Source organism: Thiobacillus denitrificans ATCC 25259 (assembly GCF_000012745.1).
Lineage (GTDB): Bacteria > Pseudomonadota > Gammaproteobacteria > Burkholderiales > Thiobacillaceae > Thiobacillus > Thiobacillus denitrificans_B.
This window is the reverse complement of the sequence record NC_007404.1, coordinates 772,204-796,190: the sequence shown is the minus strand read 5'-3', so window position 1 is coordinate 796,190 and position 23,987 is coordinate 772,204. Positions and strand designations below refer to the sequence as shown.

Annotated in this window: 22 protein-coding genes; 9 read left to right on the top strand and 13 right to left on the bottom strand. The window is 69.9% G+C overall.

What is annotated here, in order from left to right; translation table 11 throughout:
* Positions 1-148: 148 nt before the first annotated feature.
* From TBD_RS03820 to TBD_RS03805, 4 genes are read right to left on the bottom strand one after another with little or no spacing between them, the layout of a single operon-like run.
* Positions 149-430: a hypothetical protein gene (locus TBD_RS03820; RefSeq protein WP_011311263.1), complete on the bottom strand. Its 282-nt coding sequence runs from the start codon at positions 428-430 to the stop codon at positions 149-151.
* A 2-nt stretch (positions 431-432) separates the two neighbouring features.
* Positions 433-1,326, bottom strand: a complete 894-nt coding sequence (locus TBD_RS03815; RefSeq protein WP_011311262.1) for an Hsp33 family molecular chaperone HslO — start codon at positions 1,324-1,326, stop codon at positions 433-435.
* A gap of 2 nt (positions 1,327-1,328) precedes the next feature.
* Complete coding sequence (locus TBD_RS03810) at positions 1,329-2,585, bottom strand: vWA domain-containing protein (RefSeq protein ID WP_011311261.1); 1,257 nt, start codon at positions 2,583-2,585, stop codon at positions 1,329-1,331.
* A gap of 6 nt (positions 2,586-2,591) precedes the next feature.
* A complete protein-coding gene (locus TBD_RS03805; protein WP_011311260.1) occupies positions 2,592-3,635 on the bottom strand; it encodes an AAA family ATPase in 1,044 nt (347 codons plus the stop codon).
* 210 nt (positions 3,636-3,845) lie between these two features.
* Between TBD_RS03805 and TBD_RS03800 the strand changes: the two genes are divergently transcribed.
* The gene (locus TBD_RS03800) at positions 3,846-4,379 is read left to right on the top strand and encodes an NUDIX hydrolase (protein ID WP_011311259.1); all 534 of its coding nucleotides are present in this window, start codon (positions 3,846-3,848) and stop codon (positions 4,377-4,379) included.
* A 9-nt stretch (positions 4,380-4,388) separates the two neighbouring features.
* Here TBD_RS03800 and TBD_RS03795 read toward each other — a convergent pair whose 3' ends face one another.
* Positions 4,389-5,903 carry a hypothetical protein gene (locus tag TBD_RS03795; RefSeq protein WP_011311258.1) on the bottom strand — a complete coding sequence of 505 codons (1,515 nt, stop codon included), beginning with the start codon at positions 5,901-5,903 and terminating at the stop codon, positions 4,389-4,391.
* Positions 5,904-6,197: 294 nt separating this feature from the next.
* Here TBD_RS03795 and TBD_RS03790 point away from each other — a divergent pair, with 294 nt between their 5' ends.
* Both TBD_RS03790 and TBD_RS03785 read left to right on the top strand, forming a co-directional pair.
* On the top strand, positions 6,198-7,268 hold the full coding sequence (locus TBD_RS03790; RefSeq protein ID WP_011311257.1) for a DNA topoisomerase IB: 1,071 nt from the start codon (positions 6,198-6,200) through the stop codon (positions 7,266-7,268).
* A 141-nt stretch (positions 7,269-7,409) separates the two neighbouring features.
* A complete protein-coding gene (locus tag TBD_RS03785; protein ID WP_011311256.1) occupies positions 7,410-7,979 on the top strand; it encodes a DUF4142 domain-containing protein in 570 nt (189 codons plus the stop codon).
* Here the strand turns inward: TBD_RS03785 and TBD_RS03780 are convergent.
* The 5 genes from TBD_RS03780 to TBD_RS03760 form a co-directional block, all read right to left on the bottom strand.
* Positions 7,963-8,955: a glycosyltransferase family 4 protein gene (locus TBD_RS03780; protein WP_011311255.1), complete on the bottom strand. Its 993-nt coding sequence runs from the start codon at positions 8,953-8,955 to the stop codon at positions 7,963-7,965. The genes TBD_RS03785 and TBD_RS03780 overlap by 17 nt on opposite strands.
* Positions 8,934-10,115 carry a glycosyltransferase family 9 protein gene (locus TBD_RS03775; protein ID WP_011311254.1) on the bottom strand — a complete coding sequence of 394 codons (1,182 nt, stop codon included), beginning with the start codon at positions 10,113-10,115 and terminating at the stop codon, positions 8,934-8,936. Before TBD_RS03775 ends, TBD_RS03780 begins: the two co-directional genes overlap by 22 nt.
* Positions 10,112-10,693 (bottom strand): D-glycero-alpha-D-manno-heptose-1,7-bisphosphate 7-phosphatase, encoded by a 582-nt coding sequence (locus TBD_RS03770; protein ID WP_011311253.1) that lies wholly within the window; start codon positions 10,691-10,693, stop codon positions 10,112-10,114. Before TBD_RS03770 ends, TBD_RS03775 begins: the two co-directional genes overlap by 4 nt.
* Complete coding sequence (locus TBD_RS03765) at positions 10,690-12,018, bottom strand: glycosyltransferase (protein WP_011311252.1); 1,329 nt, start codon at positions 12,016-12,018, stop codon at positions 10,690-10,692. Before TBD_RS03765 ends, TBD_RS03770 begins: the two co-directional genes overlap by 4 nt.
* Before the next feature lie 207 nt (positions 12,019-12,225).
* Positions 12,226-14,100 (bottom strand): ABCB family ABC transporter ATP-binding protein/permease, encoded by a 1,875-nt coding sequence (locus TBD_RS03760; RefSeq protein WP_011311251.1) that lies wholly within the window; start codon positions 14,098-14,100, stop codon positions 12,226-12,228.
* Positions 14,101-14,244: 144 nt separating this feature from the next.
* Here TBD_RS03760 and TBD_RS03755 point away from each other — a divergent pair, with 144 nt between their 5' ends.
* The gene (locus tag TBD_RS03755; RefSeq protein WP_011311250.1) at positions 14,245-15,288 is read left to right on the top strand and encodes a glycosyltransferase family 9 protein; all 1,044 of its coding nucleotides are present in this window, start codon (positions 14,245-14,247) and stop codon (positions 15,286-15,288) included.
* Here TBD_RS03755 and TBD_RS03750 read toward each other — a convergent pair.
* Complete coding sequence (locus TBD_RS03750; protein ID WP_011311249.1) at positions 15,222-16,334, bottom strand: glycosyltransferase family 9 protein; 1,113 nt, start codon at positions 16,332-16,334, stop codon at positions 15,222-15,224. The genes TBD_RS03755 and TBD_RS03750 overlap by 67 nt on opposite strands.
* A 37-nt stretch (positions 16,335-16,371) precedes the next feature.
* A complete protein-coding gene (locus TBD_RS03745; RefSeq protein WP_041432323.1) occupies positions 16,372-17,013 on the bottom strand; it encodes a DUF4254 domain-containing protein in 642 nt (213 codons plus the stop codon).
* Positions 17,014-17,123: 110 nt separating this feature from the next.
* Between TBD_RS03745 and TBD_RS03740 the strand changes: the two genes are divergently transcribed.
* The 4 genes from TBD_RS03740 to rpoN all read left to right on the top strand — a co-directional run bounded on the left by TBD_RS03740 (position 17,124) and on the right by rpoN (position 21,373).
* Complete coding sequence (locus TBD_RS03740; RefSeq protein ID WP_011311247.1) at positions 17,124-18,023, top strand: hypothetical protein; 900 nt, start codon at positions 17,124-17,126, stop codon at positions 18,021-18,023.
* Between the two features lie 35 nt (positions 18,024-18,058).
* The gene (locus TBD_RS03735) at positions 18,059-18,787 is read left to right on the top strand and encodes an SDR family oxidoreductase (RefSeq protein WP_011311246.1); all 729 of its coding nucleotides are present in this window, start codon (positions 18,059-18,061) and stop codon (positions 18,785-18,787) included.
* 169 nt (positions 18,788-18,956) lie between these two features.
* Positions 18,957-19,544 (top strand): hemerythrin domain-containing protein, encoded by a 588-nt coding sequence (locus tag TBD_RS03730; protein ID WP_011311245.1) that lies wholly within the window; start codon positions 18,957-18,959, stop codon positions 19,542-19,544.
* 398 nt (positions 19,545-19,942) lie between these two features.
* On the top strand, positions 19,943-21,373 hold the full coding sequence (rpoN, locus tag TBD_RS03725; RefSeq protein ID WP_011311244.1) for an RNA polymerase factor sigma-54: 1,431 nt from the start codon (positions 19,943-19,945) through the stop codon (positions 21,371-21,373).
* Positions 21,374-21,394: 21 nt separating this feature from the next.
* Here the strand turns inward: rpoN and TBD_RS14190 are convergent, their stop codons facing one another.
* Positions 21,395-22,327, bottom strand: coding sequence for a hypothetical protein (locus TBD_RS14190; RefSeq protein ID WP_011311243.1), 933 nt, complete (start codon positions 22,325-22,327; stop codon positions 21,395-21,397).
* A gap of 358 nt (positions 22,328-22,685) precedes the next feature.
* Between TBD_RS14190 and TBD_RS03715 the strand changes: the two genes are divergently transcribed.
* Positions 22,686-23,819, top strand: a complete 1,134-nt coding sequence (locus tag TBD_RS03715; RefSeq protein ID WP_202943212.1) for a sigma-54 interaction domain-containing protein — start codon at positions 22,686-22,688, stop codon at positions 23,817-23,819.
* The last annotated feature ends 168 nt before the right edge of the window (positions 23,820-23,987 follow it).

Sequence of the window (23,987 nt, the reverse complement as noted above, 5' to 3'; positions counted from 1 at the left end):
TTCTGGGTTTGTTTTGGCTATGAGGGATGAGCTGGTATCGGCTTCGGAGGGCGCCGCCTTGAGCCGCGCAGGCCGGCTGCCGGGTCGCGCGGCGAAAAAAAAGCCGCGTGCAGGCGCGGCGGGCAGAACCGGGACCGGCCGGCGGCGGTCATCTGCGCGGGTCGATCGTCTCGCCGGGCGCGTCGCCCGGCCGCAGCCTGCCCTGATAGATGAAGCCGGGGCCATAGCGGCGGCCGCCGCCCGGCGTCGCCATGAGTTCGTTCTCGCTCCAGACCCACACGTGCCCCTCGCGGGTGTCGAGAATGAACGCGCGCCCGCCGCCGCTGCCGCCCTCGGCGCCGGCCAGCGGCAAGGCCTGATAGCGGCCGTCGGCGGCGGCCGCGGCGGGCGCCAGCGCGAGCAGCCCCCACACCATCCATGTCGTGCGCATGATCACTCCCCCTGATGCGGCGCGGAAAAGAGTGCCGCGACGGCCGCCGCGTCGAGCACGTATTCGTGGTTGCAGATGTCGTCGTGGACGCGGATTTCGCCGTGCTCGGCGACGATCGCCTCGCACTCGGCCTGGCCGAGGCCTTTGAGCATCGCGTGGATCTTGTCGGGGTCGTAGGGGCAGTGGTAGCTGACGCTGCGCGGATCGTAGACGCGCACGTCCTCCTCCGGGAACAGGCGCTCGATCAGCTTGATCGCGCCGAGCGACAGTAACTCGTCGGCGCGCACGGTGTCGGCGAGGATCTGCACGCGGTTCCAGCCGTCGCTGTCGCGCAGAGCCGCGCCGGGCAGCGCCTGCAGGAAAAGCCCGGCGGCAGCATCGCCGTCCGCTGCCAGCCAGAGCCGCGTCGGCAGCTGCTCGGACTGCATCAGGTAATGCTCGAACACGGCCGCGACGGTGTCGCCTTCGAGCGGCACGTGGCTCTGATACGGCTCGCGCATCTCGGCCGTGTCAAGCGTCAGCGTCAGCGCGCCCTCGCCGAGCAAGGCCTGCAGGCTGCCGGCTTCGAGTTCCGTCGGGCTGCGCGCCATGCCACGCAGCCGCAGCTGTTCGTCGCAGTCCATGATCAGCAGCGACACCGCCCCCGCGCCGCGCAGCTGGAAGGTCAGGCGGCCCGGCTGCTTGAGGTTCGCGCTGATGAGCGTGGTCACGGCGGCGAGCTGGCCGAGCAGTTCGGTCACCGGCGCGGGGTAGCCGCGCCCGGCCGTCATTCCGCGCCACGCGGGGCCCAGTTGAACCCAGGCGCCGCGGATGTCGAGCTGCTCGAACAGGAAGCTGCGCACGCGATTGGGCTGCGCGGCGGGCGTGTCGGGGCGTGGGTCGGGATCGGTCGTCATGCTCAGTTCAGTTGCACCCGCTCGCCCCAGGGCACGGCGCCTTTGCCCTTGACGAGCCAGATCACGGGGTAGTTCGGCGGCAGCGCGGGGAAGTCGCCCTCGGCGTCGGTGAAATACACGAGCATGGCGGGGTTGCGGTTTTCGTTCTCGACCCAGTCGAAGACCGGCCGGAAGTCGGTGCCGCCGCCGCCCGCGATCTCGACCGGCAGCTGCATCGTATCCCAGGGCTCGAACTCCCAGGGTGCCGCGTCGGCGACGTGGTTGTCACAGGCGAGCAGCGTGACCTTGGCGCGCACCTGGCCTTTGAGCGCGTCGAGCTCGCTGACGAACTCGCGCAGCTCCTCGTCGCTGATCGAGCCGCTCGTGTCGATCGCCGCGACGACGTCGAGCCCCTCGCTCGACAGACGCGGCAGCAGCGCGTCGCCTTCGCGGCGCGAGGGCCGGCGCCAGGAGTAATCGTCGCGCTGGTTGACCGCGAAGAAGCGCGCGAGCAGTGCCCGCCACGGCAGGTTGGGGGCGAGCATGCCGTCGACCCAGCGCATCATCGACTGCGACAGCTTGCCGGCCTGGCGCGCCGCCTGCGCGGCCGCGGCGAGGCGGTTCTTCCATTGCTCGGCGAGCTCCTCGCGCTCGGACGGCGAAAGCTCGTTCGGCTTTTGCGACGGCTGGCTGCCGCTGCCCTGCGTCTGCTCCGCCTCGCTCTGGCCCTCCTTGCCCTGCCCGCCCGCATCGCCGGCGTCGGGGTTGTCCTGGCGCTGGCTGTCGTCGGGACTCGCCCCGGCTTCGTTGTCGTCGTCGAAGATGTGCTGGTCGAAGGATTCCTCGGGCGTGTCCTCGGGGATCAGCGGATAGATTTCCTCGGCCGACAGCGTCATGAAGTTCTGGTCGGCGAGGATGCCGTGCAGCGGCGGCTTGAGCCCCTCCTCGATCAGGATCAGGTTGACGGCGTGGTCGCAGGCGACGTCCCAGCGCCGCTTGACGCGGTGCTGGCGGCGATGGGTATGGCCCATCGCGCAGTGCATCGCCTCGTGCGCAAGCACGAATTGCGTCTGCGCGAGGTTGAGGTTGTCGATGAACTTCGGGTTGAAGTAGAACGCCTGCGCGTCGGTGCCGGTCGTCGTGCACCACTCGCCGCCGACCTTGAGCGGCAGATGCATGACGAGCGCGCCGAGGAAGGGCCGCTCCATGATGAGCCGCGTGCGCGCCGCGGCGAGCTTGGTCAGGATCGGCGCGAGCGCGGCGTCGTCGGCGTCAGCCATGGCGGATCAATGTTCGTACAGGACGAGGTCGGTGATGCTGTTGGCCCACTCGGCGAAGGCCGGCACCGCGAAGAGCGGCCGCCCGACCGCGCGGTGGAGGTCGGAGACGAGCATCACGCCCATCTCGCGCTGCGGGAAGCGCTGCGCGTATTTGAGGATATTGCCGTATACCGTCGCGGCGTTGCCGGCGTCGGCGGCCTGCAGCGCTTTCCTTACCAGGGCCGCGGCGACGCCGTATTGCAGGTCGATGCCCTCGGGCACGTCGGACGCTTCGCCGGCGATGATCGCGTCGATGTCGGGCATCTGCGCCATGTTGTCGACGAAGGTCTTCAATTCCAGCCCCGCCGACTGGCCGACGCAGGCGGTCAGCGCGTCGGCGAGCAGTTCGGTGCGGTCGAACTTCTGCAGCGCGCGGTGGGCGTACTCCCACGAGCGCGGGCTCGGGAAGGCGATCGGCGTGTGCGCCGGATTGAAGCTGAACAGCAGATCGGGGCGAAAGCGCAGGAAGGCGATGACGCGCGGATCGACGCTCTCGTTGTGCGCCCAGTCGATCCAGTCGTCGAGGTAGGCCTCGACCTCGTAGTGCGTGAAGCGGTTGGCGAGCGGCGCCGGCATCGCGTAGGTCACGCCGCGGTCGCCCTGGCGGTTGCCGGCGGCGAAGATGACCCAGCCTTCCGGCACTTTGTATTCGCCGAGGCGACGGTCGAGGATCAGCTGGTAGGCCGCGGCCGAGACGGTCGGCGGCGCCGAGGTGATCTCGTCGAGGAAGAGGATGCCAGAAGGGCCATGCCGCCCGGCGTCCGGCAGCACGGCCGGGATCGACCACTCGACGAGATCGCCGCTGCGGAAGGGGATGCCGCGCAGGTCGGTCGGCTCCATCTGGCTCAGGCGGATGTCGATGAGCGGCACGCCGTGCTGCTGCGCGATCTTGGCGACGATCTGCGACTTGCCCACCCCCGGGGGCCCCCACAGCATGACGGGCGTGTGGTGGCCGTCGGCGGCGCTTTCGAATTCGCGGTCGAGGATGGTTTCGATGTGGGCGGGACGCATGATCGGTCAAGGCAGCGGTAGGGCCTTGAATGATAATCGCTGAGGGGTTCGCCTTCCACCCGCGCGGCGCAGGGTCTTGCCGCGCGCGGCGCGGCGCGGGCTTCCCCCAGCGGCGGGGGGGCGCCGGATGCTCCGCCGCGTCCACGCCTCGGCTTGCCCGGGGCCGGGGAATTTTGTTACCGTGCGGGACCGGTCTGGAGTGAATGCAGCATGAATTTTTGCAGTGAATGTGGCAGCGCCGTCGTGCTTCGCGTACCCGAGGGCGACACCCTGCCCCGCCACGTTTGCGCCGGCTGCGGCACGGTCCACTACCAGAACCCGAAGATGGTCGTCGGCTGCATCCCCGAGTGGGAAGACAAGATCCTGCTGTGCCGCCGCGCGATCGAACCACGCTACGGCCTTTGGACGCTACCGGCCGGCTTCATGGAAAACGGCGAAACGACGCTCGAAGGCGCGGCGCGCGAAACCTGGGAAGAGGCCGGCGCACGCATCGAGATGGGCGGTCTCTATACCCTGTACAACCTGCCGCACATCAATCAGGTGTATTTCATGTTCCGCGCGCGTCTGCTCGACCTCGACTTCCAGCCGGGCGTCGAGTCGCTCGAGGCACGGCTGTTCGGCGAAGACGAAATCCCGTGGGACCAGATCGCCTTCCGCACCGTGCAGGCGACGCTCGAGCAGTATTTCAAAGACCGCAAGGCCGGCGCCTTCGACTTCCACTTCGGCGACATCCGCACCCGCTGACCCGCGGTTTCAGGCCGCGGCCGCGAGCTGCTCCCGGCCGACGACGTCCATCCCGACGCGCAGCCAGTCCTCGTGGCTTTCCTGCACCTCGCCGAGGCGCAGGCGGTAGACGGCCTCGCCTTCACGCAGCATCATCGCGGCGCCCAGCCGGTAGTGTGTGCGGGGAAGCAGTAGATGGCTGCTGCCGCCTTCGCTCGGCGCCATCGGCAGGAATACCGCCGAGACCTGTTCGCTCGGCACGTCGGCGACGTCCGCCTCGAAATAGACCTGGACCCGCTTGGGATGGCGCGACAGCCGCTCGGTGCCGATCAGGTGCTGGCCGCCCTCGTCTCGGCTCCAGCGGACGGCCAGCAGTTGCCAGACGTTTTCGCCGGGGTCCCAGGTCACGGCGACGAGGCGGCCGTGCGGCAGCGCCGCCGGCTCGCCGAGCGCGAAGCCCATGCCCTCGCAGCTTTCGTCGCGCAGCATCCAGGGCTCGAGCGCCGGGCGCGCCGGCGCGGGATCGGCGTGCGCGAGCGCACTCAGCACCCGCTCCATCCCAGCGGCGACCCAGACGCGCCCGAAGCGTTGGGTACGCTGGCGGCTGCGCCGGACGCCGCCACGCTCGATCAGGCTCGCCGCCTGGCAGGTGAGCGCGTGCATGCCGTCGGCCTCCGGCCCCGAGCCGGCGTCGAAGGCTTTCAGATGCCTGACCAACGGCGCGAGCGCGAAGTAGCGCAGGCGGCGGCCGGGCACGCCGTCCTTGTCGAGAACCGCCGCGCCTTCGCCGAGCGAAAGATCGACGCGATGCGTGTGCACGCCGTCGATCGCGACCGGGCTCGGAAGCGGCAAGGACGGGTAGGCCTCGAGAATGCGCGCGATCGCCTCGATCTCCTGCGCGCGGTAGCCGAGCGGATTGACCAGCCCCATCAGCACCGTGAGCGTGTATTCCCGTACGCAGCTCGTGCCGTGCCCCGCGAGCGTCAGCACGTGCCGCGCGTAGCCGTCGCGTTCGACCAGGCGATAGATCTTGTGCAGGCGGCGCCACGCCGATTCCGCCGGCGTGCGTGCCTGGTGATATTCCCAGCGCATGACCAGCCCGGCGTAGCGCAGGGCCCGTGCCGCGATGGCGGGACGCTGCGCCTTGAGTTCTTCGCTCGCCGCGCGCCGGTAGGCTTCCTTGAGCAGTCCGAGCCAGGCTTCGGCGAGCAGCGACCAGAACATCCAGGACTCGCGCCACAGGGCCTGGCGCGCCAGGCGGAAGGTCGCCTGGTTGCGCACGTACTGCTCGACGATGCGCGACTGCAGCGGCAGGCCGGCGTCTTCGAGCCGGCTCAGCGAATCGAGGCGCGCGACCGACGGCGCCGCGTTCTCGGCGTTGAAACGCTCGAGCCCCTCGACGAGCAGGTGATGCGCGTCGTAGTCCGAGTCGGCGTGCAGGTGCTTGAGCCACCGCTCGGTCGCCTTCGGCGACGCGAACGGCGATCCACCCTCGGCCTTTCTGCGGCGCGTGATCGCGCCGAGCATTTCAAAGATAGCGGTCATCGACGGGCATCCTCCTCCGGAACCCGTTCACTGCACCATCCATGCCAGACGCTCTCGTCCGGTCCGCGTCGGCCATGCCCCTGTTCCATTTCCGGTTTTCCGCCGGCCGCGTTCTCGCGCAGGCCTGCAATTGACGAAACCTCGACGCCGCGGTGTCGCCGGCTCGGCGAATTCTGGGCGGCACGCCGTTTGCCTCACGATCCTTGAACTGTCCCGCATCGGAGAAGCCATGACGCCCTGCGCACGACGCGCTCCGCCCCGTCTCGCGTTGTCGCCGGCGCCGCGCGGCAGCCGATGAGCGCGTACCCCGCCCGCGCGACGCCCCCGCGGAACGCGCCGTCCGACCCGCGCGCGAGTGCGCCCGAGGGCCTCAACTACATCGGCGCCGGCACGCCGGGCATCCGGCGGGTGCGCCGCGGCGCGCGCTTCGTCTACCTCGACCCGGACGGCCGGCGCATCCGGGACCGCGAGGAAATCGCACGCATCGCCCGGCTCGCGATCCCGCCGGCCTACGTCGACGTCTGGATCTGCGCCGATCCGCGCGGGCACCTGCAGGCGACCGGGCGCGACGCGCGGGGACGCAAGCAGTACCGCTACCATCCGGCGTGGATCGCGGCGCGCGGCACCGACAAGTACTGCCGCATGCTCGGCTTCGGCCACGCGCTGCCGAAGCTGCGCGCGGCGATCGCGGCCCATCTCGACGCGCCGGGGCTGGCGGCCGACAAGGTCATGGCGACCGTCGTCGCCCTGCTCGAACAGACGCTGATCCGGGTCGGCAACCCGCAATACGCGCGCGAGAACGCGTCCTTCGGGCTGACCACGCTGCAGAACCGGCACGTCGCGGTGCGCGGCAGCGCCGTGCAGTTTCGCTTCACCGGCAAGAGCGGCATCAAACATTGCCGCACGCTCGAGCATCCCCGCCTCGCGCGCATCCTCAAGCGTTGCCAGGAGCTGCCCGGGCAGCAGCTTTTTCAATATCTCGACACCGACGGCCACCCGCGGCCGGTGACTTCGAACGACGTCAACGCCTATCTCCGGGCACACGGCGGCGGCGACTACACCGCCAAGGATTACCGCACCTGGGCCGGCAGCGCGCTCGCGCTCGCGCTATTCCGTCGCCTGCCCTGGCAGAGCCGCGGCGAGGCCGAGCGCCGGGTCTCCGGGGTCATCGCCGAGGTCGCCGCGCAGCTCGGCAACACGCCGGCGGTCTGCAGGAAGTGTTACGTCCATCCGGCCATCGTCGAGGCCTTCGTCGCGGGCGAACTCGCGGCCCTCGCCCGTCCGCGGCGCCGCAAGCATCTGAACGCCGACGAGGCCGCGCTGCTCGGCTTTCTCGAAACGCAGCACGAGGCGCGCTGCGCCTGAGCTGCCGCGCAGCGCCGGCCCAGGTATCTGGCCAAGGCACGGCGCTTGCTGGTGCGGAACAGGGACCAAACCGCCCGGCGTTCCGGGCGCCCGCGCAAGGGCCGCCCGTCGCCGGCCTGCCACCTTCCGAAGGAGCCATTGATGCGACATCCCCTCCAGGCCAGCCTGCTGCTCGCGGCACTGGCCGTGGCCCAGCCGAGCTTCGCGCAATCGGCCGCGATCACCGTCGAGCCCGGCCCCACGCGCCCCGCCGCGCCGAGCAAAGCCGACGTGCAGTTCGCGGTCGACGCCGCCGCCGCGGGCCTCGCCGAAGTCGAGGTCGGCAAGATCGCGATGAAGCGCGCCGCCTCCGACGGCGTTCGCCAGTTCGCCGAGGTCATCCTCGAGGACCACAGCCGGGCCAACGAAAAACTCACGGCGATCGCCTCGCAGAAGAACATTTCGATCCCGAAAGCGCCCAACGACGCGGCGCGCCGCAGGCTCGACGAACTGCAGAGTCTCGCCGGCGAGGCCTTCGACCGCGCCCTGCTCTCTCACGCGCGCGACGACCATCAGGCGGCGATCGCGTTGTACAGCCGCGAAGCCGAATCGGGATCGGACCCGGAACTGCGGACCTTCGCTTCGGAGACGCTCCCGAAGCTGCAGCAGCACCTGCAGCACGTCGAGGTTCTGCTGAAAGCGGAAGCCGAGAAGCTCAGCAAGTCCCCTTGACGCCCTGCCTAAGTCCGGGCGCGAGCCGCGGCGTGCCGCAGACCGTGCCGAGGACGTCGCACCAGTCGTCGACGAAACGTCCGATGCCGAAGCGTTCGAGCGCGTAGCGGCGCGCGTTCTCGCCGAGACGGCGCGCGAGTTCGGGCTCGGCGAGCAGCGTCTCCATGCGCTCGACGAGACGTTGCGGCTCAGTGTCGACGTAGCCCGAAACGCCGTTCTCGATCACGGTCGTCATTTCGGTCGTCGCCAGGGCGACGACCGGCAGGCCCAGCATCATCGCCTCGATGACCGCGAGACCGAGGCTCGTGTAGCGGATCGGATTGAAGAAAAAGCGGTAGCGCGCGGCGAAGGCCGGCAGCGCGTCGTGGCGGACCTCGCCGAGCCCGCCGAGTTCGGCCGACCCCATGCCGACCAGATCGAGCGGAATCTGCGCGCGCGCCGCCTCGAAGACGTCGAGACCGAGACGGCGGCCGCGTTGCGCGATGTGGTTGACGACGACGAGGCCCTTCAACAGCGAGCCCTCGTAGGCCGCGCCGGTGGGCGCGATCACGCCGTGCTCGACGACGCGGGTCGGCGTGCGGCCGTTGTCCCACATCAGGCGATTGAACGCGGTGACGTGCACGAGCAGCGTGTCGGGATCGTCGACCGGGTGCCGCGTGTCGGTCGGCGACTGCCGCGGCGGGTCGTGCTCGAGAAAAATGCGCGGCACCCGCCGCTGCGCCGCGCTCAGGATCGCATGCTGGTCCTCGCGGTAGTGCTGCGCGTTCTGGAACAGGATGCAGTCGAAGGACTCGTCGGCGACCGCGGCGACCGGCATGTCGTGAACGTTGTCGCCCCACGGGAAATGGCCGAAGCGCCCGACGTAGCCTGGCGGCCGCTCGGGCCGCGACAGCACGTAGAAATCGTGCGGCACCTGCGTGAGGTAATGGAGATAGCTGCCGTGGACGTGCCAGGTCAGGATGCGGAGCCGACGCATGACGCCTTGTCGCGCGGCAGAACCGCCCGCTTTGCCGGATGCACCGGGATCGGCGGGCGCGGCGCCGCGACCTCGCTGATCATCCAGCGCAGGCCGAAGGGCAGCAGCGCCAGCGCGGCCTCGGCGACCTCGACCGGGTCGACGCGGCGCAGGCAGTCGTGGTGGCCCTGCGGGCACACGCTCTTGTAGCAGAACCGGCACGGCACGTCGTGGAACAACAGCGTATGGCGCACCATCCACGGCGTGTGCTGCGGGTTGGTCAGCGCATAGAGTTCGACCAGCGGCGTCCCGATCGCGGCCGCGAGGTGGGCGGGGCCGCTGTTGTTGCAGATCACCACGTCGGCCAGCAGGATCGCGGCGCCGAGCCCGGCGAGGTCGAGCCGCCCGGCGAGCGACAGGGTCGGCACGTCGGCCATGCGGCGGATCGCTTCGACGTCGTCGACCTCGTCGGCCGACCCGGCGAGGACGGTCTGGCAGCCAGCTTCGGCGAGCAGACGTACGGCCTGCGCGAAGAGCGGCGGCGGGTAGCGCCGGGACGGGGCGCTCGCGCCGGCGTGGAGCAGCACCCAGGGCCGCCCGAAATCGAGGCCGAGCGCCCCCAGCATCTGCCGCACTTCGCGGCACGCGTGATCGTGCACGGCGAACGACATGCGCTGGCTGTCGCTCGCGCAGCCGACGGTCGCGACGAGGTCGAGCTGCCGCCGCACCTCGTGTCGGATCGTCTTGCCGGGCTCGCTCTCGGCGACCCAGTCGGTCAGAAGCGCGTAGGGATTCTCGCGGCAGTGGGCGAGGCGCAGCGGAATGCCGGCCCGGTAACACAGGTAGGCGGCCGGCAGCGCGCTCTGGCTGTAGACGGTGAAGATCACAGCGGCGTCGTATTCGCCGGCGCGCAGCAGCGCCTCGAGCGCGGCGTCGTCGGCGGGCGCGATCGTGCGTTGCTCGCCGCCCTTCATCCACGGCGCGTCGAACACGATCACCGCGTCGACGTCCGGAATCAGTTTCGCGACCGCCGCGCCGGCCGGCGAGGTCAGCAGCGTGATGTGGCGGTCGGGGCGCGCGGCCTTCAAGGCGCGGATCGCCGGCGTCGTCATCAGCACGTCGCCCATGTTGTCGAGCCGCACGCAGAGGATGCGCCGCGCGTCGTGCCAGTTGCCGCTCATGACGCGAGGGCCCTCGCCCGCCCGGTTTCGCGCTGCGCCGCGCTCAGAATGTGTGCCGCCGCGTCGTGCAGGTTGCGCACGACGTGGTCGGGCTCGCGTATTGGTGATCTCAGCCATTCGGTTTCGTTGCCGTTGTCGATGAGGATGCTGCGGCAGCCGGCGCGATGACCGGCCTCGACGTCGTCGAGGATGTCGCCAATGAACCACGAATTCTCGAGCGCGATGCCATGCTCGGCGGCCGCCTGCAGCACCAGGCCCGGCGCCGGCTTGCGGCAGCCGCAGGCGGGCTGCCCCCGCGCCGGCGCGTGCGGACAGTAATAGAAGCCGTGGAGATCGGCGCCGTCCGCGCGCACGAGCTGTCGGATGCGCTGCGACAGCGGCTGCAGGGCCGCGAGCGGGAAGTAGCCGAGGCCGACGCCCGGCTGGTTGGAGACGACGAACAGGCGAAAGCCGCCGGCGAGCAGCGCGGCGAGCGCGCGGCCGGCGCCCGCGGCGAGCCGGATCTTCGTCGGGTCGGCGTTGTACGGCACGTCGTCGACGAGCGTGCCGTCCTTGTCGAGAAACACGGCGCGGGTCATGGCAAGAGCGCGCCTCCGAGCACGCCGGGCAATTCGGCTTCGGGCGGGAGCGCCCGCGGCGGACGCAACGGGGTGACGATTGCCGCCGGCGCGTCCCATCGCGCCGCGCGCGCGTAGACACGATCGAGCCTGGCGACGACGCGGTCCCAGGTGAACAAGCTGTTGGCGCGGCGCAGCGCGCTGCGGCTCATGCGCCGCATCAGGCGCGGGCTGCCGTAGAAGCGCGCGAAGCGCTCGCCGAGCGCCTCGGGGTCGTCGGGTGGAACGAGAAAGCCGGTCTCGCCGTCCTGGATCGTGTACTTGAGGCCGCCGACGTCGGACCCGATCACGGGCGTCCCGCAGGCCATCGCTTCGAGCGGCGTGATGCCGAAGGGCTCGTACCAGGGCGTCGTCACGAGCGCGTCCGCGGCCGCGTAATAAAGCTTGAGCAATTCGCGCGAGCGCCGCCCCGTGAAGATCACGCGCTGACCGGCCGCGTCGTGCGCCGCGACCTCGGCGAGCCGGCCGATCTCGGGCGTCTCGTGGGGATCGGGGACGTCCGAATTGCCGCCGACGACGAGCAGCGTCGCGTCGATGCCGTATACGCGCCGCAGACAACCGAGGCCACGGATCGCGTTGTCGATGCCCTTGCGCGGCACCAGCCTGCCGACGTTCACGAGCAGGCGCTCTTCGGGCGCGATGCCGAGCACCTGGCGCGCGAAGTGGCGCGGCAGCGGCAGGAACGCGTCCTTCTCGAAGCCGCACGGCACGACGTGGAGCCTGGCCGGATCGGCACCGTAGAGCGTCTCGAGGTCGGATTTGTCCTGCGGGCATTCGGCGATGACCGCGTCGGCTTCGGCGACCAACTGCTCCTCGATCTCTGCGCGCTCGTCGGGAAACTCGTCCGCCTCGCGCTGATACTTGCGACGCACGCGGCCGAGGGCATGAAAGGTAATCACGAACGGCGTGCCGAGCGCGCGCCTCACCTGCCGCGCGACGACGCCGGACATGAAGAAGTTGGCGTGAAGCAGGTCGTAGCCACCCCGCATCCGGCAAAAGCCGATCATCCAGCGCGCGAAATCGGCCATGTAAGGCAGCAGGTCCTCTTTGCGCACGTCGGTCGCCGGCCCCGCCGGCACATGGATGACGCGCACGTTCCTGCACCACTCGACGATGCGCGGCTGCCCGCTGCGGTAGCGGCGCGTGAACACGTCGACCTCGTGTCCGCGCGCCGCGAGCTCGCGCGCGACCTGCGCAACGTAGACGTTCTGGCCGCCGCTGTCGACGCCGCCGAGGACCGCGAGCGGCGAAGCGTGATCGCTGATGAGCGCAATGCGTCGTGACATGGCGGCGCCCGAAACACGGGTGGCTCCGAATGGGAAACTTGAATGGCAAAAAAGCAACCGCCATGCCCCGGCTCGCGGAAACGTTCGTAAGCCATTGATTCGACGTCGTGATTTTTACGCCCGCCGCGGGCGCCACGCGAAGCCGGCCGCGCGGCGTGCGGTCCCGTGCACGAAAGAATTACAGCCGCCATGTATTTTTTACCGGCCTCACTCACCCTGGGCGAGGTCGCTGCGCCGGACCTCGCTGCGCTGGGCCTCGCCGTGCGCGGGCGGCACGTCGCCGAAACCCGCCTTGCTCGACGCCAGCGCCTGCTCGCGCTGCTGCAGCACCCACATCTGGGCGTAGACGCCGCGCGCCTGCAGCAGTTCGGCGTGGGTGCCGCGTTCGACGACGCGGCCGCGCTCCATGACGAGGATCGTGTCGGCACCGGCGATCGTGCTCAGGCGGTGCGCGATGACGAGTGCGGTGCGGTCGCGCGAGATGCGCTCGAGTTCCTGCTCGATCGCGCGTTCGGTCTGCGTATCGAGCGCGCTCGTCGCCTCGTCGAAGATGAGGATGGGCGGGTTCTTGAGGATCGCCCGCGCGATCGCGATGCGCTGGCGCTCGCCGCCGGAGAGCTTGACGCCGCGCTCGCCGACCTCGGTGTGGTAGCCGTCCGGAAGCGACTCGACGAGGCGATGGATGTCGGCCGAACGCGCCGCGTCGGCGATCTCATTCTCGCGTGCGCCGGGGCGGCCGTAGCCGATGTTGTAGGCGATGTCGTCGTTGAACAGCACGGTGTCCTGCGGCACCACGCCGATCGCGCCGCGCAGGCTCTCTTGGGTGATTTCGCGGATGTCCTGCCCGTCGATCAGGATCGCCCCTTCGTCGACGTCGTAGAAGCGCAGCAGCAGGCGCGCGAGCGTCGACTTGCCCGAACCGCTTCCGCCAACGACCGCGACCGTGTGGCCCGGCGGAATCCTGAAGCTGACGTCGTCCAGCAGCGGACGCCCGGGGTCGTAGCGAAAGCTCACGTTGCGGAACTCGACCTCGCCGTGGGTGACGGCGAGCGGCTGCGAGCCGGGCGCATCGACGATCTCGACCGGCTCGTCGAGCAGCGCGAGCAGTTGCTCGGCGTTGGTCCGTGCGTCCTGCGTCTCGCGATAAACGAAGCCGAGCGTATTGAGCGGCAGGCAGACCTGGATCACGTAGGCGTTGATCAGCACCAGGTCACCGACCGTGAGCACGCCGCCGACGACGTTGTAGCCCGCGAGCAGCATCACCGAGGCGACGCCGAGCGCGATGATCAGGCTTTGCCCGACGTGCAGGATGAACAGCGCCTTCTGGTTGCGCACCATGGCCTCGACCCAGTCGCGAAAGATGTCGTGCAAGTGGCCGGACTCGGCCTTCTCGCCGGTGAAGAATTTGACCGTGTCGTAGTTGATGAGGCTGTCCGCGAGGCGCGCCTTGGCCGTGCTGTCGAGGCGGTTCACGCGGCGCTGATGCAGGGTGCGGCGCGCGGTGAAGAAGAAGGTGAATACCGAGTAGACGACGAAGGTCGAGACGATGATCCAGGCGAAGGCGTCGGCATAGCGCGAGACGATGATGCCGAGCACCATCGCGAACTCGACCAGCGCCGGCAGCAGCGTAAAGAGGCTCGCGCCGAGCAGAAATCCGACGCCGTTGGTCCCGCGGTCGATGTCGCGCAGTAGCGCGCCGCTGCGCCGGCGGGCATGAAAGCGCGGCGACAGCGTGTGCAGATGGACGAACACCCGGTGCGCGTAATCGGCGACGATGTTCTGCGTCACGCGCGAAAAGACCAGGTCGCGCAGTTCGTTGAACAGGGTCCCGGCGAAGCGCAGCACTGCGTAGCCCACGAGCAGCACGACCGGCACGGCGAGCACCTGTTCGGGCCGGCTCAGGGCGTCGATCACGCCTTTCAGCGCGAGCGGCACCGCCACCACCGCGACCTTGGCAAGCAGGAGCAGCACGATGGTCGCGACGAGCCGGCCGCGATACAGCCAGGCCGCTGTCAAAAGTTCGCGCATGATGCGACGGCGCGCAGGCGGCTCGTATACGGCGGAGCGGGAATGGGAAGCCATGCGGTTTTCTCTCCACGGGGGGCGACAAGCCGGACCTGTGCGCCCTGACGGCGTCCCCCGATCCCCCGCTCGGCAAGAAGCATGCCGCCGCCGCCTGCGGGCACGATTGCTGCTGGAACGGGGCACCCCCTTCCGGAGACAGCCATGGAGAGCTTCGACGCGTCCCCCGCCTCACCGAGCTGGTTCGACCGCCACGCGCCCGCGTCGGTCGTCGTCTTCCGCGCGCTTCAGGTCGGCGACCTGCTGTGTGCGGTGCCGGCCCTGCGCGCGCTGCGCTGGCGCCTGCCCGACGCGCGCATCGCGCTCGTCGGCCTGCCCTGGGCCGAGCAGTTCGTCGAGCGCTTCGCGATGCTGGTCAACGAATTCATTGCTTTTCCCGGCCACCCCGGCCTGCCCGAACGGCAGCCGGCGCCCGAGGCCTATCCGCCTTTCCTCGAATCCGTGCGCGCCCGCCGCTTCGATCTTGCGCTGCAGCTGCACGGCAACGGCCGCATCGTCAACGCGCTCGTCGCACAGTTCGGCACGGTCTGGCAGGCCGGCTTCGACGACGACGCGAGCGCGCGCGGCGCGAGCTTCCTGCGCTATCCGGCGCGCGGCCACGAGATCCACCGCCTGCTCGCGCTGACGACGCACCTCGGCGCGCCGCCGCGCGGCGACCACCTCCGCTTTCCCCTGCTCGACGCCGACGCGCGCGAACTCGCGCGCTCGGGCCTCAAACTCCCGCCGCCGGGCGCCCCTTACGTCTGCCTGCACCCCGGCGCGCGCGACGCCGCGCGACGCTGGCCGCCCGAGCGCTTCGCCGCGCTCGGCGACGCGCTCGCCGCGCACGGACTGCAGGTCGTCCTGACCGGATCCGAGGCCGAGCGGCCGCTCACCGCGGCCGTGTCGGCGGCGATGTGCGCACCCGCCTTCGACGCCGCTGCCGCCATCTCGCTCGGCGCGATGGCCCATCTCATGGCCGGCGCGGCGCTCCTCGTCTGCAACGACACCGGCACCTCGCACATCGCCTGCGGCCTCGGCCTGCCGAGCGTCGTGATCTTCCGGGCTTCCGAGATGAGCCGCTGGGCGCCGCTCGACCCGTCGTGCCACCGTGCCGTCTGGGACCCGCTCGGAATCCGCGCTCAGGCCGTGCTCGACGAGGCGCTCGACCTGCTCGTCAGCACCTCGGCGAGCAGCGCGAGCGCCTGATCGCGCACCGCGTCGACCGATACGGCGTCGACGAAGCTCACGTCGTGTGCGCAGCGCGCGCCGACGTTGTCCTGCCCGCACACCGGGCAGCGGGGGTCGAGCGCGACCGCGTGACGATGGCGGCCGGTGAAGAGCGGACCCGAGATCAGCAGGTTGCTGAACCAGTAGATGCCGACGCTTGCCGTGCCGACCGCCTGCGCGAGATGCAGCGGACCGGTGTCGTTCGACAGCACGAGCGCGGCACGCGCGATCGCGCCGACGAGCCCCGAGCGCGAGAGGCCGGCGGCGGCGAGATCGACCGCGGGGTAACGCATCGCAGCGATCACCGCGGCCCCGACCGCGCGCTCGTCGGGGCCGCCGTTGACCGCGATGCGCGCACCGGCCGCGGCGAGCGCATCGGCCACCGCGGCGAAACGCTCGGGTCGCCAGCGCCGCCGCGGGTCGGTCGCCCCCGGCTGGACGACGACCCACGGCGCGCCGTCGTCGGCGCCGAGCCAGGCCGCGGCCTCGGCGCGGTCGCGCGGCAGCACCGCGAGGCGCGGCTCGAGCGCGGCGGTTCGCGCACCGGCAAGGCCGACGACCTCGAGCAGGCGCAGGCGCTCGTTCTGCAGATAGACGTAGCGCAGCGTGCGCTCGAGCGGCGGCGCGTCCGGCGCGCGCATGCCGATCGTATGGCGCGCGCCGATGCGCTGCAGGAAGGGATTGGAATAGCGCCCGCCGCCGTAGAGCTGGATCGCGAGATCGACGCCGCCGTGTTCGCCCTCGTTCAATCCGGCCAGCAAGGCTGCGACGGCAGCGCCGTCCTCGGCCGCGTCGGGCGGCGCGCCGACGCCCGGAATCGTCGGCACGACGCGGACTTCGTCGATCGCGCCGGGCCGGCCGGCGAGAAAATCCGCCTGCCACGGCAAGCCGAGCAGGGTGATCGACGCGTCGGAATAGGTTTCCCGCAGGGCGCCGAGCGCCGGCAACGCGAACATCAGATCGCCCAGCGCGCAGGGCCGCAGCACGACGATGCGGCGCACGCCGGCGTAAGGCCCGCACGCCACGGCGCTCAGCCCGGCCGCCGACGCGCCTGCGCCGCCCTCACTGCCCGGCCGCGGCCTTGGTGCCGCGGGCGCCGGCGTGCGCCCGCGAATAGAGCGCGGGATTCAACTGCGGATCGTTGTACATCTTGAACTGGCGATAGACCTTGAAGTAGACGCGTCCGGCCCGCGCGTCGGCGAGCAGCCGGTCGAGGCAGGCGGCGAGATCGGCCCGCTGCTCACGCAGGATCGCGAGCCGAGCGGTGCAGCGCTGGACGTGCTCCGCGCCCGCCTCCTGGCGCTGGCTCTCGAGCCGCATGTGGCGCGTCTTGAGCGCGAGGATCGACAGGCGGTCGATCATCGCGCCGACGGTCTCGCTGTGCTGGCGCGCGTGCTGCGGATAGAAGACACCGGTCAGCCCCGCCAGGACGCACTCGTCGATGCGTTCGACGGCGTCGTTGCGCCGCTGGTTGTAGTGATCGATCTCGCGCTTGCGGCGCACGATCTCGGCGTCGGGCACGTCGGTGCGCCGCGCCTCGTCCTCGGCGACCCACAGCAGGCTGTTGCAGCGGTGGTTGTATTCGATCCACGACCAGATATCCGAACGCGCCCCGGCCTCGCCGCTGACATGATGGGGCCAGGCCGGCGCCGCGAGGCAGCGGCGATGGAGTTCGACGACACGCGCGGCGGAAACGGAATGCACGGTGCTCTCCTGACGAAGGGGGAAACCCGGCATTCAGCAGAAAGCGTGCCCATCTCCACCCCGGCACGTGGCTTGCAAGATCGTTCGCATCGCCGTCTTCCGCCAGAAACATGAGTGTCGTCCTCAAGAACCGCCACCTCGAAGTCACGGTGCGCCCCGAGTGCGGGGGCCGCATCGACCAGATCACCGATCTCGCACGCGCCAAGGAATGGCTCTGGCACCCGCCGGAGTATGACCCCGACGCCGCCCGCCCGGTGACGGAAGCGGCTTCGTTCGACGCCTGCTGGCAGGGCGGCTTCGAGGAGATGTTTCCGAACGACGCGGCGTGCACGGTCGACGGCCGCGCGCTGCCCGACCATGGCGAAACCTGGTCCGCGGTCTGGGACTCCAAGCTCGACGCGCCGCACCGCCTCGCCCTCACGCTCGAGTGCCGGACCGTTCCGGTGCGTCTCGAAAAGCTGCTCGTGCTCGAACCCGACGCCCCGGTCCTGCATCTGCGCTACCGCATGACCAACCTGGGCGCGTCCCCGGTGCCGTGCATGCTCAAGCTCCACCCCGCGCTCGCGATCGAGGAAGGCGACGAAATCGACCTGCCCGACTGCACCGTCGAGGCCGTCGCGATCGAATTCAGCCGCCTGATCGGACGCGAGGGCAAGACGCGCTGGCCGGACGGCCGCACCGCCGACGGCGGCACCGTGCGGCTCGACCGCACCCGCCCCGCGGACAGCGGCCTGCGCGAGTTCGTCTACTGCTCGGCGCTCGAAGAAGGACGCTGCGGCGTGCGCAACGCGCGGACCGGCAGCCGGCTCAGCTTCGCGTTCGACCGCGCCGCCTTCCCGTTCGTCTGGGTGTTCCAGAGCTACGGCGGCTTCAACGGCCACTACGTGCTGATGCTCGAACCCTGCACCAGCAAGCCCTACGACCTGCGCGAAGTGATCGCGCGCGACACCGCGTTCTGGCTCGGTCGCGACACGATGCGCACGCTCGACCTCAGTCTGCACGTCGACTGAGTCCCTGCCGCAAACCCTAGACTGGAGGAAGAAACGTGGCCGCACTGACTGACCAGGTGGTAGTCGTCACCGGAGGCGGGCGAGGCCTGGGCGCCTCGATCTGCCGCGCGCTTTCACGCGAAGGCGCCAAGATCGCCGTGATGGACGTCGACGGCAAGGCCGCGCGCCGCGAGGCCGCCGCGCTCACCGACAAGGGCGCCGACGCCCTCGCCCTCGAAACCGACGTCGGCAGCGAGGCGCAGGTCAAGGCTGCGATCGCGGAGGTCGTCGCGCGCTTCGGCCGCCTCGACGCGCTCGTCAACAACGCCGGCATCGACAAGACCTGCAGCGTCGAAGAACTCGCCTGCGACGAGTGGGAGCGCATCCTGCGCACCAACCTGAGCGGCCCGTTCATGCTCGCCAAATACGCGGCCGAGCAAATGCGCGCGCAGGGCAACGGCGGGCAGATCGTCAACATCGCGTCGACCGCCGCCAAGCGCGCCTGGGCCAACGCGTCGGCCTATCACGCGTCGAAGTGGGGCCTCGTCGGGCTGTCGCAGGCCTTGCACGTCGAACTGCGGCCCGAGGGCATCAAGGTGACGACGGTCATCGCCGGCGGCATGCGCACGCCGTTCCTGCTCGAACGCTTTCCCGATCTCGACCCCGGCCTGCTGCAGGACCCGGACAACGTCGCCGACACCGTGCGCTATCTGCTGACGCTGCCGGCGGAGAGCGTGATCGCCGAGATCATGGTGCTGCCGATGCGCGAAACCTCCTGGCCCTGAGTCCGACACCGCGTTTCTCGCGCGCTTTTCCGCAGGACGTTTTTGCAAAGCCGGTGCCGCTTTCTTCAGGGCGCCGGCGTCGGCGCGCGTCCGCGGTACGGCGTTTGCATGACGCAGGTTTTCCGGGGGCCAATCCCGGTTCCCGCGGAGCAACCAATGGAGGTTTCCCATGCCTTTGCGATCCACTCAAACCAGAACCACGGGCCGGCAGACCGCGCGGCGCTCGGTGGCGAGCCTGCGCGAGAGCGTGCTCGACATGCTCAAGGACGATCACAAGCGCGTCAAGAAAGCCTTCCGCGACTTCGAGAAGATCGACCCGCACGAAGACCCCGAGCGCGCCGCCGAACTCGTCGAGCAGACCTGCAGCGAACTCGAAGTGCACGCCCAGCTCGAGGAAGAGATCTTCTATCCGGCCGTGCGCGAGAACATCAGCGAAGCGGACCTCGTCACCGAGGCCGAGGTCGAGCACAAGAGCGCGAAGCAGCTCATCGCCGACATCCGCAGCCTCTCTCCGGAGGACGAGAAATACGCGGCCAGCTTCACCGTGCTCGGCGAATACGTGAAGCACCACATCCGCGAAGAGGAGCAGGAGATGTTCAAGCAGCTCGAACGCGCCAAGATCGACTGGAGCGGCATGCTCGAATCCTTGCAACAGCGTCGCCAGGCACTCATGGTCGAGCACGGCATGGAAGCGGACGCCGCGGAGGCGTCCGCGCCGGCCCGGCCCCGCGCCCCCGCCGGTCGCAGTGGCCGCTGAAGCGCGACCGCGTCCCGCCGACGCGGTCACGGCGCCCGGCGTTGCACCGCCGGGCGAAACCGACCTCGGTGTGGGCCCGCCCGGCCTGACGCGGGGCCCTAAGTTGCAAAAGCCCGCGTAATTTCTACATGCGTCGGCGCCGTCGAGGCGCTTTTTTTTTCGGGTCGATCCCGCGGCGGCGCATAGACGGCGCAGCGGCGAACGTCCCCGTGGCTGGAACGGGTCGTGCTTTGAACGCCTCAGTCGGTTTCCCTCGGTTCAAGCATGGTCTTCTCGCTCCCCTCGCCGCTTCCGCACCCGAGTATTCCGTGCGACGCTGCGATGTCCGTTCCTCCCGTGCATGCGCTGCCGCGGTGCCGGCTGCGCGTCGCCGCAGCTTTCGGCCAGGAGGCCTGCGGATGAATCGTCCCGCCCTCGCCCTCGAGCCGCGCCAGACGCAGACCCTGACGCCGCGGCTGCAACAGGCGGTGCGGCTGCTGCAGCTTTCGACCTTCGATTTCGCGCTTGAGCTGCAGGAGCTCGTCAGCAGCAACCCGTTCCTCGAACTCGAGGATGGCGAGTTCGCCGACGAAGACGCGGCCGCACCGGACACCGCCACGACCGCGGCCGACACGCCCCCGGCAGCCGACGGGGCGCAGGCGGAAGACTATGCCGAGACCGCTTACGAGGAGCGGCTCGGCGACGGCGGCGAGGCGCCGGGGCGGTACAGCGAGGCGAATGCCGACGCGATCGACTTCGCCTGCGCGCCGGTCACGCTGCGCCAGCACGTGCACAGCCAGCTCAACATGCTCGACCTGCCGCCGCGCGAGCACTTTCTCGCCTGGATCATCGCCGAGGCGCTCGACGACGACGGCTACCTGCGCGTCGAACTCGACGCCTTGCGCGCGATGGCGGGGCTCGAACCGCGTGTCGACGCGCGCGAGATGCTCGCGGCGCTCACGCGCGTGCAATCCCTGGACCCGGCGGGCCTCGCGGCCCGCGACGTCCCCGAGTGCCTGACCCTGCAGTTGCGGCGTCGGCCGCCGTCGCCGCAACGCGAGCTCGCGCTGCGCATCGTGCGCGACGAACTCAAGCTGCTGCAGCAGCGCGACCTGCAGCGCATCGCCCAGCGCGTCGGCAGCACTCCCGCGGAAGTGGAGGCCGTGTGCGCCTACATCCGCCGCCTCGAGCCGCGGCCCGGCGCGTGCTTCGGCCACCACGTCGCCGCGGCCATCCGCCCCGACGTGATCGTGCGCAAGATTCGCGGGCAGTGGACGGCCCTGCTGAACAGTTCGGCGGTTCCGCGCGTCAGCCTCAACCGCACCTACGCCGAGCTGTTCCAACGCCACCGCGAGCCGCACCACGGCGACCTCGCCGGCCACCTGCGCGAAGCGCGCTGGGCGGTGCAGAACATGGAGCAGCGCTTCTCGACGATCCTGCGCGTGGCGCAGGCCCTGGTCGACCGCCAGCAGCATTTCTTCGAGCACGGCACGCTCGCCATGCAGCCGCTCGGCCTCAAGGACATCGCCGACGAACTGGGCCTGCACGAGTCGACCGTCTCGCGCGCGACCTGCAACAAATTCATGGTGACGCCGCTGGGCGTGTTCGAACTGAAGTATTTCTTCTCGCGCGCGCTGAACACCGAACAGGGCAGTCAGTGCTCGACCACGGCGATCCGCGAGGCGATCCGCAAGATGATTCTTTCGGAGGATGCCCGCTCGCCGCACTCGGACGCCGACATCGCGCGCATCCTGATGCAGCAGGGCCTGCGCGTCGCGCGGCGCACGGTCACCAAGTACCGCCAGATGATGGCGATCCCCAACGTCGACATGCGCCGCTACCACGGCTGAGCCGGCCGCAGCCGGCGAAGACTAGCGCCGCTTCGGCGCGTCGCCCGTGTCCTGCGTGCCGCCGTCACTTTTGTCGGCGTCGCCCGGCGCGCGCTTGCTGCCCACCTTCGATTCGTCCCGCGTGCCGCCAGCCGCCGCGCGTTCGCGCCGCCAACTGTCGAATTCGTCGGCAAAGCGGCTGTAGCGCTCCTGGCTGAAGGCCTCGTAGTCGGCGTCGAGCTTGCGGATCTGTTCCTCGCGCCACTTCAGATAATGCGGGTCGTGGTGGGGACCGGTGTCGCGCGACGCGCCTTCGTGCGGCGAGCCGTGGGGGCCCGACATGCCGGGATTGGCGCCCTCGGCGAGCCGGTTCCGGCGCCACGCTGCCTCGTCCGTGCCCTGGCTGCTTTGCCCGCGCGGCCCCTCGACCTGCTCGCCCTGGCTGTAGCTGCCGGCGCCGTAGCTACCCGGCTCGTGCCCCGGCTGACCGTAGCCGCCGCGGGAACCGCCCTGCCACTGGCCGAACGCCTCCGGTCCGCGTTCGTAAGCGCCCTCGCCCTGACCGCGGCGCTGGCCGCCCTGTCCGTAGCTCAATTCGCCGTAGCCGCCCTGGCCCGGCCCGCCGCGCTCCTGCGCTCCCTGCCGCCAATGATCCTGCGCGCCGCTCTGCCAGGACGCGGCGTCGTCGTGCAGTCCACGGCCTGAAGAAACATCGCCGCGCTCGCGGTAGTTGCCCTGGGCGTAACTCCCCTGCGCGTAACTGCCCTGCTTGCCGCCGTAACTACTGCCCGGCGCGCGGCCGCGCTGTTCGCGCCGGCTGTCGCGATCGCCCGGATGGGCGGCGTCGTGCGCGCCGCCGTGATGGTCGGCTGCGCCCCCGCGGTGCTCGTCGGCTGCGCGGTAGCGGGCAGCGTCGCCGCGGTCGTCGTGCGAGGGATCGTGCCCGCGGGAGTCTTCCTTCCGATGTTTGCCCATGGCCAGGTCCTTTCAGGAAGCTTGAAAGCGGTTGCGGGATAAGTAGATATGGCCGGGACCATGCCAGCCTTTCGGAACGGGGAGGACGTCCGAGCCTCGAGGACAGCATGGCACCGGCCATCCTCCCCGATAGCAAGTGCCGTTCCCGCGGCCTGGCGGCGGCCGTCGCGCAGGCGCTCCCCGTGGCGCAGCCCGGCACGAGTAAGCGCGGACTGCCCTGTCGCGACAGGGCCGGGGGTGTAGGAATCATCCTGCTTCCGAATACGCGTTTGTCTCATTCGGCTGCCGGCCCGCGCGATTAGCATGAAGACCTCAAAACCGCGTCATGAAAACAGAGCAGGCAAACAAGGAGCGCGTTGTGCCCAAACCCATCCGCCACGAGTCACCCGACATGGGGATACCCACGCTCTATTCGTATGCGCGCGACGGGGGATCCCCGTCGCGCCCGGTCGAGCCGGCCGCACCGCCCACGGGCGCCGACCCCGGCGAGCATGCCTTCGGCCGTCTGTTCGGCGCATCCCCCGCCATGCAGGATGTGTTCCACCTGATCGAGCGGGTCGCGCCGAGCTACGTGTCAGTGCTGATCGTCGGCGAGAGCGGCTGCGGCAAGGAGCTGATCGCGCAGACACTGCACGCCATGAGCCGCTGTTCGCACGCGCCCTTCGTCGCGCTGAACTGCGGCGCCCTGCCGCCCAATCTCGTCGAGGCCGAACTCTTCGGTTATGAAAAAGGTGCATTCACCGGCGCAAACCGTACACACCAGGGCTTCTTCGAACGCGCCCACGGCGGCACGCTCTTCCTCGACGAGATCACCGAAATGCCGATCGATCTCCAGGTCCGCCTGCTGCGCGTGCTCGAAACCGGCCGCGTGATCCGCGTCGGCGGCGACCAGGAAATCGAATGCAACGTGCGCGTGCTCGCGGCGACCAACCGCGATCCGATGGAAGCGCTGCGCGACAATCGCCTGCGCGAAGACCTGCTGTACCGGCTCGCGGTGTTTCCGATCGTCGTGCCGCCGCTGCGCGAGCGCGAGGACGACGTCATCCTGCTCGCCAACGCCTTCCTGAAGGAACTCAACGCCGAGTACGGCACGGCCAAGGCGTTCGCCGCCGACGCGGCCGACAAGCTCCGCTCGCACAGCTGGCCCGGCAACGTGCGCGAACTCAAGAACTGCATCCAGCGCGCCTACATCATGGCCGACGGCATCGTCGAGATCGACACGCTCGCGCCGCTCGGCCAGAACGAGCGCGCCGGCTCGCGCCAGGTCGTCGAATTCGAGATCGGCACCTCGCTCGAGGAAGTCGAGCAGCAACTGATCATCGCGACGCTCGACCGTTTCCGCGGCGACAAGCGGCGCGCGGCCAAGGCGCTCGGCGTGAGCCTCAAGACCATCTACAACCGCCTCAACGAATACGCCTCGGACGCCTCGCTGCTCGGCGGCGACGAAGGTCCGCTCGTGCCGGCCGTGAGTTCGGCAGGCTCGCAGGTATAATCCCCGCCCACGGAAGGTTGGCAGAGCGGTTGAATGCACCGGTCTTGTTCGATCGAGCGCTGCTGTGGAAACGCAGCAGATGTAAGGAGTCAAAGTCGGCGGACCCCCTGGAAACCCGAGGCAACGCCGAGCGAAGCGTGGTCGACACCATGAACGTGTAGAGACTTG

Excerpts from the sequence above, each read along its gene's own strand:
- TBD_RS03820 (WP_011311263.1), bottom strand. The coding sequence starts at position 430 with ATGCGCACGACATGGATGGTGTGGGGGCTGCTCGCGCTGGCGCCCGCC.
- TBD_RS03815 (WP_011311262.1), bottom strand. The coding sequence starts at position 1,326 with ATGACGACCGATCCCGACCCACGCCCCGACACGCCCGCCGCGCAGCCC.
- TBD_RS03810 (WP_011311261.1), bottom strand. The coding sequence starts at position 2,585 with ATGGCTGACGCCGACGACGCCGCGCTCGCGCCGATCCTGACCAAGCTC.
- TBD_RS03805 (WP_011311260.1), bottom strand. The coding sequence starts at position 3,635 with ATGCGTCCCGCCCACATCGAAACCATCCTCGACCGCGAATTCGAAAGC.
- TBD_RS03800 (WP_011311259.1), top strand. The coding sequence starts at position 3,846 with ATGAATTTTTGCAGTGAATGTGGCAGCGCCGTCGTGCTTCGCGTACCC.
- TBD_RS03795 (WP_011311258.1), bottom strand. The coding sequence starts at position 5,903 with ATGACCGCTATCTTTGAAATGCTCGGCGCGATCACGCGCCGCAGAAAG.
- TBD_RS03790 (WP_011311257.1), top strand. The coding sequence starts at position 6,198 with ATGAGCGCGTACCCCGCCCGCGCGACGCCCCCGCGGAACGCGCCGTCC.
- TBD_RS03785 (WP_011311256.1), top strand. The coding sequence starts at position 7,410 with ATGCGACATCCCCTCCAGGCCAGCCTGCTGCTCGCGGCACTGGCCGTG.
- TBD_RS03780 (WP_011311255.1), bottom strand. The coding sequence starts at position 8,955 with ATGCGTCGGCTCCGCATCCTGACCTGGCACGTCCACGGCAGCTATCTC.
- TBD_RS03775 (WP_011311254.1), bottom strand. The coding sequence starts at position 10,115 with ATGAGCGGCAACTGGCACGACGCGCGGCGCATCCTCTGCGTGCGGCTC.
- TBD_RS03770 (WP_011311253.1), bottom strand. The coding sequence starts at position 10,693 with ATGACCCGCGCCGTGTTTCTCGACAAGGACGGCACGCTCGTCGACGAC.
- TBD_RS03765 (WP_011311252.1), bottom strand. The coding sequence starts at position 12,018 with ATGTCACGACGCATTGCGCTCATCAGCGATCACGCTTCGCCGCTCGCG.
- TBD_RS03760 (WP_011311251.1), bottom strand. The coding sequence starts at position 14,100 with ATGGCTTCCCATTCCCGCTCCGCCGTATACGAGCCGCCTGCGCGCCGT.
- TBD_RS03755 (WP_011311250.1), top strand. The coding sequence starts at position 14,245 with ATGGAGAGCTTCGACGCGTCCCCCGCCTCACCGAGCTGGTTCGACCGC.
- TBD_RS03740 (WP_011311247.1), top strand. The coding sequence starts at position 17,124 with ATGAGTGTCGTCCTCAAGAACCGCCACCTCGAAGTCACGGTGCGCCCC.
- TBD_RS03730 (WP_011311245.1), top strand. The coding sequence starts at position 18,957 with ATGCCTTTGCGATCCACTCAAACCAGAACCACGGGCCGGCAGACCGCG.
- rpoN (WP_011311244.1), top strand. The coding sequence starts at position 19,943 with ATGAATCGTCCCGCCCTCGCCCTCGAGCCGCGCCAGACGCAGACCCTG.
- TBD_RS14190 (WP_011311243.1), bottom strand. The coding sequence starts at position 22,327 with ATGGGCAAACATCGGAAGGAAGACTCCCGCGGGCACGATCCCTCGCAC.